The sequence below is a fragment of the Rhodococcoides kyotonense genome, from assembly GCF_001645385.1.
Lineage (GTDB): Bacteria > Actinomycetota > Actinomycetes > Mycobacteriales > Mycobacteriaceae > Rhodococcoides > Rhodococcoides kyotonensis_B.
The window spans coordinates 439,919-454,317 of sequence record NZ_LVHI01000012.1 but is presented as its reverse complement, the minus strand read 5'-3'; the positions used below and the strand labels follow the sequence as shown (position 1 = coordinate 454,317).

Annotated in this window: 15 protein-coding genes; 3 read left to right on the top strand and 12 right to left on the bottom strand. The window is 66.4% G+C overall.

Annotated features, from left to right (window positions below; translation table 11 throughout):
* Positions 1 to 13: 13 nt before the first annotated feature.
* Positions 14 to 1,309 (top strand): MFS transporter, encoded by a 1,296-nt coding sequence (locus A3K89_RS10170; protein WP_174551419.1) that lies wholly within the window; start codon positions 14 to 16, stop codon positions 1,307 to 1,309.
* Here A3K89_RS10170 and A3K89_RS10165 read toward each other — a convergent pair.
* From A3K89_RS10165 to A3K89_RS10140, 6 genes are all read right to left on the bottom strand, one after another.
* Positions 1,294 to 1,899 carry a response regulator transcription factor gene (locus tag A3K89_RS10165; protein ID WP_068424745.1) on the bottom strand — a complete coding sequence of 202 codons (606 nt, stop codon included), beginning with the start codon at positions 1,897 to 1,899 and terminating at the stop codon, positions 1,294 to 1,296. The genes A3K89_RS10170 and A3K89_RS10165 overlap by 16 nt on opposite strands.
* The gene (locus A3K89_RS10160; RefSeq protein WP_068424742.1) at positions 1,896 to 3,017 is read right to left on the bottom strand and encodes a sensor histidine kinase; all 1,122 of its coding nucleotides are present in this window, start codon (positions 3,015 to 3,017) and stop codon (positions 1,896 to 1,898) included. The genes A3K89_RS10165 and A3K89_RS10160 overlap by 4 nt, the downstream gene beginning before the upstream one ends.
* Before the next feature lie 19 nt (positions 3,018 to 3,036).
* Positions 3,037 to 3,804 (bottom strand): ABC transporter permease, encoded by a 768-nt coding sequence (locus tag A3K89_RS10155; RefSeq protein WP_068424740.1) that lies wholly within the window; start codon positions 3,802 to 3,804, stop codon positions 3,037 to 3,039.
* Positions 3,801 to 4,721 carry an ABC transporter ATP-binding protein gene (locus tag A3K89_RS10150; protein ID WP_068424737.1) on the bottom strand — a complete coding sequence of 307 codons (921 nt, stop codon included), beginning with the start codon at positions 4,719 to 4,721 and terminating at the stop codon, positions 3,801 to 3,803. The genes A3K89_RS10155 and A3K89_RS10150 overlap by 4 nt, the downstream gene beginning before the upstream one ends.
* Complete coding sequence (locus tag A3K89_RS10145; RefSeq protein ID WP_084423746.1) at positions 4,718 to 4,942, bottom strand: hypothetical protein; 225 nt, start codon at positions 4,940 to 4,942, stop codon at positions 4,718 to 4,720. The genes A3K89_RS10150 and A3K89_RS10145 overlap by 4 nt, the downstream gene beginning before the upstream one ends.
* Positions 4,943 to 5,055: 113 nt before the next feature.
* Positions 5,056 to 6,255, bottom strand: coding sequence for a GNAT family N-acetyltransferase (locus A3K89_RS10140; RefSeq protein ID WP_068424734.1), 1,200 nt, complete (start codon positions 6,253 to 6,255; stop codon positions 5,056 to 5,058).
* Between the two features lie 37 nt (positions 6,256 to 6,292).
* On the opposite strand from A3K89_RS10140, the gene A3K89_RS10135 reads away from it, so the two are divergent.
* Both A3K89_RS10135 and A3K89_RS10130 read left to right on the top strand, forming a co-directional pair.
* Positions 6,293 to 7,096, top strand: a complete 804-nt coding sequence (locus tag A3K89_RS10135) for a TrmH family RNA methyltransferase (RefSeq protein ID WP_068424731.1) — start codon at positions 6,293 to 6,295, stop codon at positions 7,094 to 7,096.
* A 5-nt stretch (positions 7,097 to 7,101) separates the two neighbouring features.
* Entirely contained in the window at positions 7,102 to 7,374 is a 273-nt protein-coding gene (locus A3K89_RS10130) for a DUF2537 domain-containing protein (RefSeq protein WP_254303484.1), read from the top strand.
* On the opposite strand, the gene A3K89_RS10125 is transcribed toward A3K89_RS10130, so the two are convergent.
* The 6 genes from A3K89_RS10125 to A3K89_RS10100 all read right to left on the bottom strand — a co-directional run bounded on the left by A3K89_RS10125 (position 7,331) and on the right by A3K89_RS10100 (position 14,360).
* On the bottom strand, positions 7,331 to 8,059 hold the full coding sequence (locus A3K89_RS10125; RefSeq protein ID WP_068424725.1) for a DUF6928 family protein: 729 nt from the start codon (positions 8,057 to 8,059) through the stop codon (positions 7,331 to 7,333). The genes A3K89_RS10130 and A3K89_RS10125 overlap by 44 nt on opposite strands.
* Positions 8,060 to 8,096: 37 nt before the next feature.
* Entirely contained in the window at positions 8,097 to 8,930 is an 834-nt protein-coding gene (gene sepH / locus A3K89_RS10120) for a septation protein SepH (RefSeq protein ID WP_068424722.1), read from the bottom strand.
* A gap of 100 nt (positions 8,931 to 9,030) precedes the next feature.
* Positions 9,031 to 9,699, bottom strand: coding sequence for a rhomboid-like protein (locus A3K89_RS10115; RefSeq protein WP_068424719.1), 669 nt, complete (start codon positions 9,697 to 9,699; stop codon positions 9,031 to 9,033).
* Positions 9,700 to 9,775: 76 nt separating this feature from the next.
* On the bottom strand, positions 9,776 to 10,897 hold the full coding sequence (gene serC, locus A3K89_RS10110) for a phosphoserine transaminase (RefSeq protein ID WP_068424716.1): 1,122 nt from the start codon (positions 10,895 to 10,897) through the stop codon (positions 9,776 to 9,778).
* A 784-nt stretch (positions 10,898 to 11,681) separates the two neighbouring features.
* The gene (locus A3K89_RS10105; protein WP_068424713.1) at positions 11,682 to 12,635 is read right to left on the bottom strand and encodes a hypothetical protein; all 954 of its coding nucleotides are present in this window, start codon (positions 12,633 to 12,635) and stop codon (positions 11,682 to 11,684) included.
* Between the two features lie 606 nt (positions 12,636 to 13,241).
* Complete coding sequence (locus tag A3K89_RS10100) at positions 13,242 to 14,360, bottom strand: citrate synthase 2 (RefSeq protein ID WP_068424710.1); 1,119 nt, start codon at positions 14,358 to 14,360, stop codon at positions 13,242 to 13,244.
* Positions 14,361 to 14,399: the final 39 nt, after the last annotated feature.

The following is a 14,399-nucleotide window of genomic DNA, read 5'->3' as shown; positions in this document are numbered from 1 at the left end:
TACTGCCCCGTCGATGTTCGCAGCGCTGCGAACACGCAACTACCGCTTGTGGGCGTCCGGGCAGATCGTCTCCCTCATCGGTACCTGGATGCAGCGCGTGGCGCAGGATTGGCTCGTACTGACCCTTTCCGGGGGAAACGGCTTCGCCGTCGGAATCGTCATGGCCCTGCAGTTCGGGCCGACTCTGCTGCTGTCGGTGTGGGGTGGAGTTCTCGCCGACCGGTACGACAAGCGCACGCTGCTGATGATCACGCAGGCATTCGCCGCGATCTGCGGCTTGGTGCTGGGTGTGCTCGACGTCGGGGGCGTCGTCGCGCTCTGGCACGTCTACCTCATCGCGTTCGTGCTCGGATGCTCGTCGGCGATCGATGCGCCTGTGCGACAGTCCTTCACGATCGAGATGGTGGGCAAGGAAACGCTCTCCAACGCGATCGCGTTGAACTCGATGACGTTCAACTCGGCGCGCATCGTCGGCCCTGCGATCTCCGGGGTCCTGATCACCCTGATCGGTACGGGATGGGTCTTCCTGATCAACGCGGTGTCGTTCGTGGGCGTGTTCGGCGCACTTCTGGCGATGCGTGCGGGGGATCTGTTCCGCGTCGAGCCGGCTCCGCGAGCGAAAGGTCAGGTCCGCGAAGGCTTCGCGTACGTGTGGGGACGACCCGATCTGCGCGTGCTGCTCGCGACGGTGTTCATGGTGTCGACCTTCGGGCTGAACTTTCCGCTGAGTCTGGCCGTGCTGGCACGTAATTCGTTCGGCAGCGGCGCCGACGCGTACGGGCTTCTGTCGACGACGCTGGCCATCGGAACCCTCGCGGGAGCGACGTTGGCGGCCCGACGCACCAGCTCACCGAGACTCCGGCTGTTCCTCGGCGCGGTCATCGGTTTCGGGGTGTTCGAGACACTCGTCGGGCTGATGCCGAACTATGTCCTCGTCGCGCTACTGCTGGTTCCCACGGGTGCGTTGACGCTGACGTTCACGACGTCGGCCATGAACATTCTGCAGATGTCGGTGCCGTCGGAGATGCGAGGACGCGTCATGGGCATCTACATGCTCTGCTTTCTCGGTGGGACGCCGCTCGGCAGCCCGGTCCTCGGGTGGTTGGCCGACGTGCTCGACCCGCGCGCACCGCTGTTGTTCGGTGGCGTCGTCTCGCTCGCGACGGGCGTCGTGGCCGGGGTGTACCTGATGCGTCTGGGCAATCTGCGTGTCCGGTTCGTGCGCGGGACCGACCGACTGCGTCTACCCGTCATGCAGGTCTGTCACCGTCCCGTCCGAGCAGGCGCGCTGCCTCAGATCCAGCCGTAGCGTCGGGCGATCGCGCACGCTTCGTGACGGTTCGCTGCACCGAGTTTCGCCGCCGCGGCCGACAGATAGTTTCGCGTCGTGCCCTGCGTGAGGTGTGCACGTTCGGCGATCTCGGCGATCGACGCGCCGTCGGCCGCGTATTCGAGCACGTCGGCTTCCCTCGGCGTCAACGGTGAATCGCCGGCGCCGATCGCCTCGGCCGCCAGTGTCGGATCGACGTAGCGACCACCGCCGTGCACGGTACGCACGACCTCGGCCAACGTGGAGGCCGACGTCGTCTTCGGCAGGAAGCCGCGCACACCCGCGGCCAGCGCCTTCTTCAGATATCCGGGACGGCCGTGACTGGTGACGATGATCGCTGCGCACGACGGCAACGCCGCAGCGATCTGCCCGGCCGCTTCGATACCGTCGATGCCGCCCATCTGCAGATCGAGGACCGCGACGTCGGGCGAATGCTTCGTCGCGGCCTCGACGGCTTCTTCGCCGGACTCGGTCTGAGCGACGATCTCGATGTCGTCCTCGAGCGCCATCATCGTCGCCAACGCGCTGCGGATGAGGTTCTCGTCGTCGGCGAGCAGTACGCGGATCATGAGGCCACCGTAGCCGGGAATGCCGCGGACAGTGTGAATTCGTCTGCGGTGCAGGCAACGTCGAGAGTACCGTCGACGGCGGCCAGGCGTTCTTTCAACCCCTTCAGTCCTGTTCCGTCGCTCGAACGAACAGCATGTGGCCGGTCGTTGGTCATCTTCACTCCGTTCTCGCTCAGGGCAATTCGACAGTGGGAGGCGTCGGAGTGCCGGAGAACGTTGGTCGCGCCCTCCCGTACGACCCACGCGGCCGCCTCGGTGTAGGCCGGGTCGAGGGTGTCGGCGTTGCCGACGGTGTCGGTCTCGATGCCTGCAGCGTTCAGCAGCGAACGCGCGCCGTCGATCTCGGCGACGAGGTCGATCTGGCGATAGCCCCGAGCGAGTTGCCTTGCCTCGGTCATGGATTGGTGTGCGAGATCGCGCACCTCGTCCATCTGCGAGGCGGCCCGGTCGTCTCCCCGACGCGACAGTGTTGCCGCGAGTTCGCTCTTGACCGCGATGGCCGACAGAGCCCGGCCGACGACGTCGTGCAGATCGCGCGAGAACCGCAGGCGTTCCTCGGCGACGGACAGGGCCGATGCCGCGTGACGCGACGCGTCGAGCTCGCTGACGATGCGCAGCAACCAGATCGACAGGTGCGTGCTGGCCGCCATCGCGAGTACGACGAAACACGCGATCACACCGCCGAGCACCCCGAAGCGCGTGGCGATGGTTCCTGCTCCGACGACGACCGCCGTCAGCGCGGCGACGCGCAACGTCATCATCGCGCTGATCGGAATCGAGGTGATCAGCAGCGCCCAGATCCACAGGGCCGGAGCGCTGCTCGTGATACCGGCGGTGACACTCCCGGCGACGCACAGTGCGACCGGCCATCGGATGTCACCTCGAGCAGTTCCGCCCAGCCTGGGCATCCGTCGTATCGCGATGACGGCCGTGGTCGCGCTGACGGCCATCGCGACGGCAGTGGCCCATTCGCCGCGGGACACGGTATCGGTCACCGCGGCGACGAGCAGCGCGACGATGATGCTGATGAAGGACTGACGTGTGTAGAGCCGGACCTTGTCGACCTCGGTCGTGTCCTTCCACGTCGTGCGCGGATCGAGGTAACGGCGCAGTTCCATGTCTTTCACCTTGCCAGAATCAGGCCCGCGGTTCCCAGCGGAAGTGCGTCTTCGCGACGACGACCGAACCGACGATCCACGCGGCGACGACGACAAGCGGCATCACCGCGGGCGAGAACGTCTGGGCGGCCGTCAGAGGCGCGGATTCGGGATCCGTCGTGCCGAGCCAGCCGAGATTCACCAGATCCAGCACGGCAGCCATCGGTGTCAGATCGATGATTCTGTCGAGGGATTCGGGGACGATGTTTCGCAGGAACGACGTGCCTGCCATCGCGACCAGGATGACGGGAAGGCTGGTGATCTGCGCGGCTTCGGCATTACGCGTGAACGACGACGTGATCAGGGCCAGGGCCGCGAACATCGCTGCGCCACCGCCGAGTCCGGCGACGAACAGGACCGGATTGACGGGAAGGCCACCGCCGAGCAAGGCGATGATCGCCGTCAGTGCGATCGTCAGAATCACCGTCAGCGCGAACGAGGGAACGGCCGGGCCGAGAAGAATTTGGTTGTCCGTCGCTTCACCGGTGCGAAGTCGCTTGAGCACCAACTCGTCTCGACGCGTCGCGTACGCGGACAGGAGGTTGTAGTACACCAGGAACACGAGCAGGAACAGTGCGAACACTTCCAGTGCTCCGGACACGACGGTGTCGGGCAGTCCGTCGTCGCGGCCGATGACCAGAACGACGATGGGGAACAGCAACGGCATGACCATCGCGTTGAACAGCAGCACGCGGTTGCGGAGCAGCAGGGTGAATTCGCTGCGGGACAGTGTTGTCAAGGTGTTCATGCCGCGACCTCCTGCGGTCGGTCGAATTCGTCTGCAATGGACAGGAACACGGTCTCGAGCGATGCAGCCCTGGCGTCGAGGCCGTGGATGCGTACGCCCGATCGCTGTGCCCACAGCATCAATTCGGTGAGGGTGTCCTGTAGTTCGTTCGTCCGGATGACCACCTTGCCGTCCTCCACGTCGACGGTCGACGACACCAGTTCGGGCAGAGGCGCATCGGGTAGTTCGAGCCGAATGCTGGCGGGATGGTCCGCCACGACCTCGGCGACGGTCCCGGCGCGTACGACGCGTCCCTTGTGCATGATCGCGAGCCGATCGCACAGGCCCTCGGCCTCGTCGAGGTAGTGGGTCGTCAACATGATCGTGACGCCGGATCGCTTGAGGTCTTCGATCAAAGCCCATGTGTTGCGCCGACTTTCGGGATCGAGGCCCGTCGTCGGCTCGTCGAGGAAGAGCACGCGAGGTTGTCCGATGATGGCGCAGGCGAGGTCGAGGCGTCGTTGCTCACCGCCGGACAGGAACTTCACGCGTGTGTCGGCGCGATCGGCGAGGTCGACGCGTTCCAATACCTCGCGGGGCGGCAGCGGGTCGCTGCAGGTTCCGGCCCACATCGTCAGGCTCTCGAGCGCCGTGAGGTCCGACGGCAACCCGCCCCTCTGCAGCATGATGCCGAGATTCGGGCGCACATCGCGGCGATCGCGGATGGGGTCGAGGCCCATGATCGAGACGGTTCCCTCGCTCGGTCGCGAAAGTCCCTGTATCACTTCGAGAGTCGACGTCTTGCCGGCGCCGTTGGTGCCGAGCAGGCCGAACAGCTCACCTTCGGTCACCGACAGGTCGAGACCGCTGACCGCTTCGAACGCGCTCTTGCCGCTGCCGTATCGGCGCGTCATGTTCGCCACCTCGATCATGCTCATGACCTGCTCCAGCCGCGAAGTCCGATCGCGAAGCGGACGCCGAGGAACACTGCGGCGACCGCGGCGGCGACGAACAGGAGCACGGTCGGCCCGACGAGTGCGAACACCACACCGAAGAGCGCGATCGAGATCACGACGACGACGACCTCGCGGGCCATCGTCGGAGCCGGACCGAATTCCATCAGGTCCGTGAACAGGTTTCCTTCATCCGGTTGCTTCATGCCTAGAAGCATCTCCGGATCCGAGATGCCGCGACAGTGCACGGCATCACCGGTCGGACTGACACCGTCACGGGTCGGTCATGACAAATGTCAGGGAGTCGAGCGCGGCCGGGCTAGAACGCCCACCCCATGACTGGAGCACGGTCGGTGGAGAACGCGAGATCGACCGTGTGCAGCGCGTCGGCGTCGCGACTCGTCAACCGCTCGGCCGCCGCGAACCGCGTCGCCCGGTGCTGCCCGAAGTACATCGAGCTGAGCACGTCGATCTTCATCGTGACGTCGGGTGCGGCTTCGGTGCGGGTGACGGACGCCTGCCCTGCCGTGATCGTGACGTCGAACGTTCCGCCCGCGTCGAGGAACGGGTCGTCGACCTCGATGACGAACTGCGCGTCGACGCCGTACGTTCGGGCCTCGAGCGCAGCCTTGACGTCCATGATGCGGCACCACAACGCGTCGTGATGGTCGGTGACCTTCGGGAGACGATTGCTCGTCAGCAGGAAGGGCAGTGCCTCGTCGGGGGCCTGGTTGACCTCGATGGAGTCGACGAGATCGACGCCTGCGAGCACCTGCCACAGTTCGGCGTACGCGGCGTCGGTGACGGCGATGAACTCCTGGACGACGATCTTGCTCTCGCTCTCGCTGCGCCGGTACGCGGCGTAGCCGTCCGGGTGAACGATGAAGAACAGTTCCGTCAGACCCTGCCTGCGGTTCTCGCGGTCGGCGAAGAAGCGCTCCCATCGGATCGGCGGCTTCGGCTGTGCGCCGGCGGTACGACGCTGCCAGCGGTGATAGATCTCGGGAAGAAGGTTCGACGCCTCCGCCGACTCGACGAGCCGCACCCCGGTCACCGGACGCACGCCCGAGTGGAACTGTGCGAACCGTCGGTCGATCACGACGCGATGTTCCTCGGTGACGGGTCCGTAGCCGAAGCGGCCGTAGATCGTGGCTTCGCTGGCGGTCAGCAGCGACAGCGGCGCACCCGCGTCTTGCAGCTTGCGGTGCTGCTTCGTGAACATGCGACGCAGAATCCCGCGCCTACGATGCGTCGGCGCGACCGACACCCACGACACACCGGATGCCTCGACCTGAGCGCCGCCCGGCACCGTCACCGACATCGGGAAGTGCATCGCGACGCCGACGGGAGTCTCACCGTGCCAGGCCATCACGACGTGTTCGGAACTCGTCAGGATCTGGGTCTCGGCGAGGTCCTCGGAGTTCTGGTGCTCACCGAACGCGTGCGCGTCGAGGAGAGCTACGGCACCCCAGTCGTCGTCGGTAGCGGTTCTGATCGTTATCGCGTCATCGGTACTCATCACAGTCGAGCTTTTCACACGATGCCAAGATGGACACGTGGTACACGTAATCGACATCGATGACTCAGCCGATCCCCGTCTCGACGACTTCCGCGATCTCAACTCCTCCGACCGTCGCCCGGATCTGCCCGACGGAAAGGGACTGGTCATCGCCGAGGGTGTGCTCGTGGCCGAGCGGCTGCTGTCGTCGAGGTTCGCGCCGATCAGTCTGCTCGGTGTCGATCGCCGCCTGACCGAACTCGGGTCGCGTCTCGACGATGTCGACGTGCCGTTCTATCGCACGACCGCCGACGTGATGGCCGACGCGGTCGGGTTCCATCTCAATCGCGGAGTGCTCGCCGCGGCTCATCGGCCGCCCGAGCTCGACCTCGCCGACGTACTGAAGGATGCGCGCACGGTCGTCGTCCTCGAAGGCGTCAACGACCACGAGAATCTCGGTTCGATGTTTCGCAACGCGGCGGGACTCGGTGCCGACGGCGTGTTGTTCGGTGCCGCGTGCGCCGATCCGCTGTACCGACGCGCGGTGCGGGTGTCGATGGGTCACGTTCTGCGCGTTCCGTTCGCGCGTGTCCCCGACTGGCCGCGTGGCCTGAACATATTGCGGGAGGCCGGTTTTCAGACCATCTCGCTGACGCCGAACCCGTCGGCGATCTCGCTCGCGGAAGCGATGACGGGGGAGAAGGTGGCGCTGATGCTCGGAGCCGAAGGCCCCGGTCTCACCGAACATGCCATGCGCGCCAGCGATGTTCGCGCACGCATTCCGATGGCACCGGGCACCGATTCGCTCAACGTGGCCACCGCGGCGGCCATGGCGTTGTACGAGCGAGTACGCCTGCAATGAGGCCGGTGAGGAACACCAGCGTCCTCTACACCGGCATACCCGTGGCGGCATTCGCCGCGGTACTCGTCGGAACCGCGCTCACGGCGTTCGGGCTCGAACTCGCCGCCATCAACAGTGCGCTCGCACTCGCAATCAACGTCGTCGTGGTCGGCGGCGCCGCTCCGACGATCCTGCGGTGGAGGCACAAGCCGACCGTGCGGTGGCTCGTCCACGGCGCAGTCGTGGGCGCCGTGGTCAGCTTCGTGGCGCTGGGGATTTCCGTCGCCACCAGCGCTTGAACGACCGTTCCGACGCGGGCGCCGGGGGAGGTGCAGCGGTCGGCTCTTCACCGGGGGTGTACAGCGAGAATCCGCTCACCGGTAGGGAGTTCGGGTCGAACTCCTCCCCGCGGGGAGCGCCGGTGTAGCGGAAGCCGAGCCAGTGCGCATTGGCGGCCTCGGCGAACTCCTGCGGATGGAACGGCAGCGACTGCGGATCCGGCATGACGCCCGGCGGATAGACGAGCGGGTGCTCGCCTGCCCAGAACGGGCGTTCCCATACCAGCGGCAGACCGATGTCCTCGTAGATGTAGATCGGTGTCGCGCTGAACGAGCGTCGCAGCGATCCGCGCTCCCAGTAGGCGAACGCGCCCCACGCCGTCTCCGGGTCGGTCGCGATCAGATAGGTCTTCTCCGACGCGAGCGGACGCGACCAGTGCTCGGACAGCGATGCAGGAGACGCGTCGGCGATGCGGGTGCTGCACACGACCGTCACGCCGGGATAGCTACCGACGGCGACCTCGTCGACCCCCACCGACGCCGACTTGGAGATGGGCGCCTGCTGTGTCGGCACGGCGACCTTGTCGGCGAACAGGCTGCCGACGAGCGCCGTCGCCGCGTCGTGACGGGACGAAGTGGTCTGGCGCAGAACCGAAATCGGATCCGGCGTGTCGACGTACCAGATGGTCGATGCCTTGGCCCCCACTGCCTGCACCCTCCCCGATGTCAGCTGTGCTCGTGTATCAGCTGTGGCCGCTGGAGCGGACACCTAGCAGGACATCCTCCCACGACGGCATCGCAGGCTTGCCCTTCTTGTCCTTCTTCGGTGCGGATGCTTCGTGCTTCGGTTCCGGAGTGCTCGACTCCGGCTCGTGCTCGGCTGCTTCGAGTTCACTGTCCGACGTCGTTCCGTAGTACTCGTCGAACGACTGCTGGGCGTCCTCGGCGGGTGCGGGCTCCAAGGCGCGGACCGGAGCGAGACCACGCAGCTGACGTCCGAAGTCGGGATCGATCAGTTCCGACGCCGCATCGTCGAGCGCGGTGATGGTGCCGCCGTGGCCGTCGGGCATGAAGTGCCAGTGCGCCTTGTTGGTGGTGCGGCCTGCCTGCCACTTCAGTTGGGCGACCCACTTGTTGTCGTCGTCGCGCCATGCGTCCCATGTGGCGTCGTCGAGGCTGTGCCCACGTGCGCGGAAGGCTTGCGTGACAACCTCGGACAGCGTCTGGACGGCGGGACCGTCGGGGCGCATCGGGTGGCCCTCCTGCGCCATCGCGGCGGCCTGGGAACGCTCGAGCAAGACGGGATGGGCGAAGATCTCGACCCGGCTCAGTACCATCCCGGAATCACTTGCAACCTGTTCGACGCTGGCACCCGCGCGAATTCGAGCCTGGATCTCCTTGGGCCTGAGCAAACTGTCCATTTCGATCTCAATCTGTCCTAGTCGAGCGATGTCACCGCGTGAGGCAGCGCGGAGCTTGTCGTCGGCCGGAAGCCGGAATTTGTCGCCGGTTTTGGGATCCGAACAGATCACGTACTGCCCATCGGGTTCGAGACCGACCACGCGTAGATCTCGCACCTTGACCTCCTCATCGCGCCGACTCGCGATATCGTCCGCTCTCGACTGTAATCCACTCGTGATCTCGGTCGGATGTCCGACACGCGTAGGTTCTCCGGTGTCACAGACTAGTCATCGATGCCGACGGCTGCACGGGTTCGGCCACGACGGTGCGAGACCGATTGTCGATCAACGGTTTTCCATCGCGTCGCAGGTAGAAGGCGCCCAGAGCCAGTCCGATCGACAGTGCCGCAGCGTGTCCGAACGCGGTGAACGACGGGTCCATCACCACCGACGCGGCGACGAGCGACACCCACCCGCACGCCCACGTCGTCCTCCACGGTCCGCTCAGGTAGCGAATCATCGAGCCGGCGACTGCGGCCGCGGCATAGCTGACGCCGACGTCGACGGCCACCGCCAGAGAATCGGCGAGCCAGTCCGCGCGGATTCCGACGAACAGGCCGAGCGCGACGAGTGCCGTCGCACCGACGTGTCCGGCGACGAACGTCAGCAGGAACCGGGTCGAACCCGACAGCCACTCGGCGACGGCGAACAGGACGGCGACCGATCCGAGCCACAGCCAGTCGGTCTCACCGTCGGTGAGAAAGGCACTCGCGACGAGGGTGCCGACATGGCCGTCGCCGAGATTGTGGAGGTTGGTGCTGGCCTCGAACAGAACGTGCCACTGGGTGTGTGGGCGGAGATGGGAGAGGAGCGCGGTGGCGGTCAGGGCGAGCGCGAAGTACCCGAGGGTGACCTTCAGTCGAAGAAGGGATGCCAGAACACGCACGGGCGCTCCCTCCGAGATAGTTGCGACTGCCAACTATTTTAGCTCTCGAAGAAAGCGCCCGCCTGTGAGCTCGCTGCTAGCTCAGTGTGGATACGACGTAGTCGATGCTCTTGGTGAGTGCCGTGACGTCGTCCGGTTCGATGGCCGGGAACATGCCGACGCGCAGCTGGTTCCGTCCGAGCTTGCGGTACGGCTCGGTGTCGACGACGCCGTTCGCACGCAGGATCTTCGCGACCTGAGCCGCGTCGATCTTCTCGTCGAAGTCGATGGTGCCGACGACCTGGCTGCGATGTGCGGGGTTCTCGACGAACGGCGTCGCGAACTCGCTCTGCTCGGCCCACGTGTAGAGGCGCGACGACGAGTCGGCCGTGCGACCCGTGGCCCAGTCCAGGCCGCCGTTGCCGTTCAACCACTCGATCTGGTCTGCGAACAGCAGCAGCGTCGCGAGCGCGGGGGTGTTGTACGTCTGGTCCTTGCTGCTGTTGTCGATCGCGATCGGCAGGGACAGGAAGTCCGGAGTCCAGCGACCCGACGACTGGATCTCGCTGACGCGCTCGAGCGCAGCGGGGCTCATCAGTGCGATCCACAGGCCACCGTCGGCGGCGAAGCACTTCTGCGGGGCGAAGTAGTAGACGTCGGAGTCGGCGACGTTCACCGGCAGACCGCCCGCACCGGACGTCGCGTCGATCGCGATGAGTGCGTTCTCCGAACCGGCAGGACGGCTGACGGGGATGGCAACACCGGTCGACGTCTCGTTGTGTGCCCAGCCGATGAGGTCGACGGACGGGTCCGACGTCGGCTCGGGGGCGCTGCCCGGATCGGCCTTGACGACGATCGGATCGCCGATGAACGGGTTGTTCTTCGCGACCGACGCGAACTTCGAGCTGAACTCGCCGTTGGTCAGGTGCAGCGACTTCTCACGGATCAAGCCGAACGCGGCTGCGTCCCAGAACGCCGTCGTACCGCCGTTACCGAGGACGACCTCGTAGCCGTCGGGCAGCGAGAACAGATCGCGCAGACCTGCGCGCACCCGTGCGACGACGTCCTTGACGGGCTTCTGGCGGTGGCTGGTACCGAACACGGAGGCGCCGACGTCGACCAGGGACTGCAGCTGCTCGGGCCGAACCTTGGACGGGCCGCAGCCGAAGCGTCCGTCGGCGGGCAGAAGGTCAGCGGGAATGATCGGCAAGTCGGCCATGTGAGCAGCGCATCCTAAGTTTCGGGGAAAGTGGGCGTTGTTGGAATATGGCGTGTACAGGTTAGTCGATGGGTCGGGTCGACTGTTCGCCGCTTCCTCGTTCGCGCAGGTTGCAGCAGTAGCGCGCGTTGCAACGTGCGCGCTGGCTGGAAGGTGCGCGGTGACGGTGGCTCGCTTCTGCCCGCGCAGGTTGCAGCAGTAGCGCGGGTTGCAACGTGCGCGCTTGCTGGAAGGTGCGCGGTGATGGTGGCACGCTTCTGCCCGCGCAGGTTGCAGCAGTTGCGCGGGTTGCAACGTGCGCGCTTGCTGGAAGGTGCGCGGTCATGCCGGCTCGCTTCTGCCCGCGCAGGTTGCAGCAGTTGCGCGGGTTGCAACGTGCGCGCTTGCTGGAAGGTGCGCGGGCGGCGTTCGGGGCGTCCGATCGCTGTGCGCTCGCTTCTTGCCGCGCAGGTTGCAGCAGCTGCGCGGGTTGCAACGTGCGCGCTTGCTGGAAAGTGCGCGGTCATGCCGGCTCGCTTCTTGCCGCGCAGGTTGCCGCAGTTGCGCGGGTTGCAACGTGCGCGCTGGCTGGAAGGTGCGCGGTCGAGGTTCGCGATTTGCGATGGGTGTGTGCTCGCTTCTGCCCGCGCAGGTTGCAGCAGTTGCGCGGGTTGCAACGTGCGCGGTGGCTGGAAGGTGCGCGGTCGAGGTTCGCGATGTGCGATCGGTGTGCGCTCGCTTCTGCCCGCGCAGGTTGCGGTAGTCGCGCGGGTTGCAACGTGCGCGCTTGCTGGAACCTGCGCGGTCATGCCGGCTCGTCGAACGACGCGGGGCCAGGCAGCGTCGCCGCCAGGTCGAGCGCTTCCTGCAGCCGCGCCAAGAACTCGTCCGGGTGATCGAGGTCGTACCACGTCACCCGTAACACGACCCATCCGATTCGTCGGATCTCGTCCTCGCGAACTTTCTCCGCGAAGACGACGTCGCCCGGGTCCTGACCTGGTTTCGCGTGCTTCGTGTACTTGACCTTCCCGTCGAATTCGAGCGCAACTCCGATGGCGTACCCCAGGTCGAGTCGTCCGACGAAGCGACCGCGCTTGTTGCGAACTTCGATCTGAAGAAGTGGGGGAGGCATCTTCGCGCGGTGCAGCAAAACACGAGTTCGCGATTCCCCGACGCTCTCGCTCCGCGCGTCACAGAACGCCAGGGTGCGTCGCGCCTTCACCGCGGCTCGTTTGCCCGACCGTGCCAGCGCTTCCTCGATTCCCGCGACAGTTGCCGAGCCTGCCCGTAGTGCAGCATCGCCGACGCACACGCCGGCCTCGAACGGGAGCAGTCTCAGCAGATCGGCAACAGTGCGATCGGCCGACGTCACCGCAATTCCGTCGACCACGGTCACGTCGGCTTCGGTCAGGGTGTTCGCGTGCACGTGGCGAGTCTTCGTGGTTCGACCGCCGGACTCTCGGTCGACGGTGAAGTGGACCTTCCCCAGGTCCGGGGCGAACATCGCGAAGCCGTGCACGACGGCCGCGGACTGGTGGCTCACGACGAGTGCGCTGGTCGCTGCGGCGAGATGTGCTCGGACATTGAGCAGGTGCCGCTCCTCCGGCCGCAGATCCTTCAGCGTCGTCGTCGGAACGAACGCGCCTCGCCGAAGGGGCGTGATCGAACCGTCGGCCTTCGCGATACGAATGTCACTGTCCGACGATCCGTCTCGAACCATGTCGCGACGCAGCAGCAGCGGGTCTTTCTCCGGGTACATGCGACTTATGGTGGCCCAGCCACACCTGGCCGACGGTCGGGTGAGCGGTCGCCTGTGGATAAAGCGAACCTGTGGAATTCGGCAGCGAACCGTCATATCCGCGCAGGTTGCAGCGGCTGCGCGGGTTGCACCGTGCGCGCTTGCTGGAAGGTGTGCGGTCGAGGTTCGCGATGTGCGATCGGTGTGTGCTCGGTTCTGCCGCGCAGGTTGCAGCGGCTGCGCGGGTTGCAACGTGCGCGCCTGCTGGAAGGTGCGCGGACGGCGTTCGGGGCGTCCGATTGCTGTGCGCTCAATGCAACCCGCGCAGGTTGCAGCGGCTGCGCGGGTTGCAACGTGCGCGCTTGCTGGAAGGTGCGCGGGCGGCGTTCGGGGCGTCCGTTTGCTGTGCGCTCGCTCCTCCCCGCGCAGGTTGCAGCGGCTGCGCGGGTTGCAACGTGCGCGCTTGCTGGAAGGTGCGCGGGCGGCGTTCGGGGCGTCCGATCGCTGTGCGCTCGCATCTACCCGCGCAGGTTGCAGCAGCTGCGCAGGTTGCAACGTGCGCGCCTGCTGGAAGGTGCGCGGACCGCGTTCGGGGACGTCCGATCGCACCTGCGCAGAACGACCGCCCTAGACGATCTGCCCCCACCCGTCGACGGATTCGGGGGAGCGCGGTGCAGGTCCGGTGTAGATGGCCGCCGGGCGCACGAGCTTGCCGAGTCGCTTCTGCTCGAGGATGTGCGCACACCATCCCGCGGTGCGGCCGCAGGTGAACATGGCGGGCATCATGTGCGCGGGTACCTCGGCGAAGTCGAGGATGACCGCGGCCCAGAATTCGACGTTGGTCTCGATCGCGCGATCGGGGCGGCGCTCACGCAGCTCGGCCAGCGCCGCCTGCTCCAATGCGGCGGCGACCTCGTAGCGCGGTGCGTTCAAGCGCTTGGCCGTCGCACGCAACACGCGGGCGCGGGGATCCTCGGCTCGGTAGACGCGGTGCCCGAAGCCCATGAGCTTTTCCTTGCGGTCCAGGATGCCCTTGACCAGCGCGCGGGCGTCGCCCTGCTTCTCGACCTCTTCGATCATCGGCAGCACTCGTGCGGGCGCGCCGCCGTGGAGTGGGCCGGACATCGCGCCGATCGCACCGGACAGCGAGGCGGCGACGTCGGCGCCGGTCGAGGCGATGACGCGAGCGGTGAACGTCGACGCGTTCAGGCCGTGCTCGGCCGCGGAGACCCAGTAGGCGTCGATGGCTTCGACGTGCGCGGGGTCGGGGTCGCCCTTCCATCGCGTCATGAAGCGTGCGGTGACGGTCTCGCACAGGTCGATCTTCTTCTGCGGGACCGCGGGCTGATGGATGCCGCGTGCGGACTGGGCGACGTAGGACAGTGCCATGACGGACGCGCGGGCGAGCTGTTCGCGGGCGGTGGCGTCGTCGATGTCGAGCAGCGGCTGGTATCCCCAGATCGGGGCCAGCATCGCCAGGCCTGCCTGGACGTCGACGCGGACGTCGCCGGTGTGCACGGGAAGTGGGAACGGTTCGGCAGGCGGGAGGCCGGGGCCGAAGCGGCCGTCGACGAGCAGTGCCCACACGTTGCCGAACGTGACCCGCTTGGCGACGAGATCTTCGATGTCGACGCCGCGGTAACGCAGTGCGCCGCCGTCCTTGTCCGGCTCGGCGATGTCGGTGGTGAACGCGACGACGCCCTCGAGGCCGCTGACGAAATCTTCGGGTACCTGTTGAACAGCCATGACGTTAGGACTCTCCTTGTGGCCTTGCGGCTCGCGTTC

Bases quoted from the DNA above. Each gene is read 5' to 3' on its own strand.
- A3K89_RS10170 (WP_174551419.1), top strand. From the start codon at position 14: ATGTTCGCAGCGCTGCGAACACGCAACTACCGCTTGTGGGCGTCCGGG.
- A3K89_RS10165 (WP_068424745.1), bottom strand. From the start codon at position 1,899: ATGATCCGCGTACTGCTCGCCGACGACGAGAACCTCATCCGCAGCGCG.
- A3K89_RS10160 (WP_068424742.1), bottom strand. From the start codon at position 3,017: ATGGAACTGCGCCGTTACCTCGATCCGCGCACGACGTGGAAGGACACG.
- A3K89_RS10155 (WP_068424740.1), bottom strand. From the start codon at position 3,804: ATGAACACCTTGACAACACTGTCCCGCAGCGAATTCACCCTGCTGCTC.
- A3K89_RS10150 (WP_068424737.1), bottom strand. From the start codon at position 4,721: ATGAGCATGATCGAGGTGGCGAACATGACGCGCCGATACGGCAGCGGC.
- A3K89_RS10145 (WP_084423746.1), bottom strand. From the start codon at position 4,942: ATGAAGCAACCGGATGAAGGAAACCTGTTCACGGACCTGATGGAATTC.
- A3K89_RS10140 (WP_068424734.1), bottom strand. From the start codon at position 6,255: ATGAGTACCGATGACGCGATAACGATCAGAACCGCTACCGACGACGAC.
- serC (WP_068424716.1), bottom strand. From the start codon at position 10,897: ATGGCCGACTTGCCGATCATTCCCGCTGACCTTCTGCCCGCCGACGGA.
- A3K89_RS10105 (WP_068424713.1), bottom strand. From the start codon at position 12,635: ATGTACCCGGAGAAAGACCCGCTGCTGCTGCGTCGCGACATGGTTCGA.
- A3K89_RS10100 (WP_068424710.1), bottom strand. From the start codon at position 14,360: ATGGCTGTTCAACAGGTACCCGAAGATTTCGTCAGCGGCCTCGAGGGC.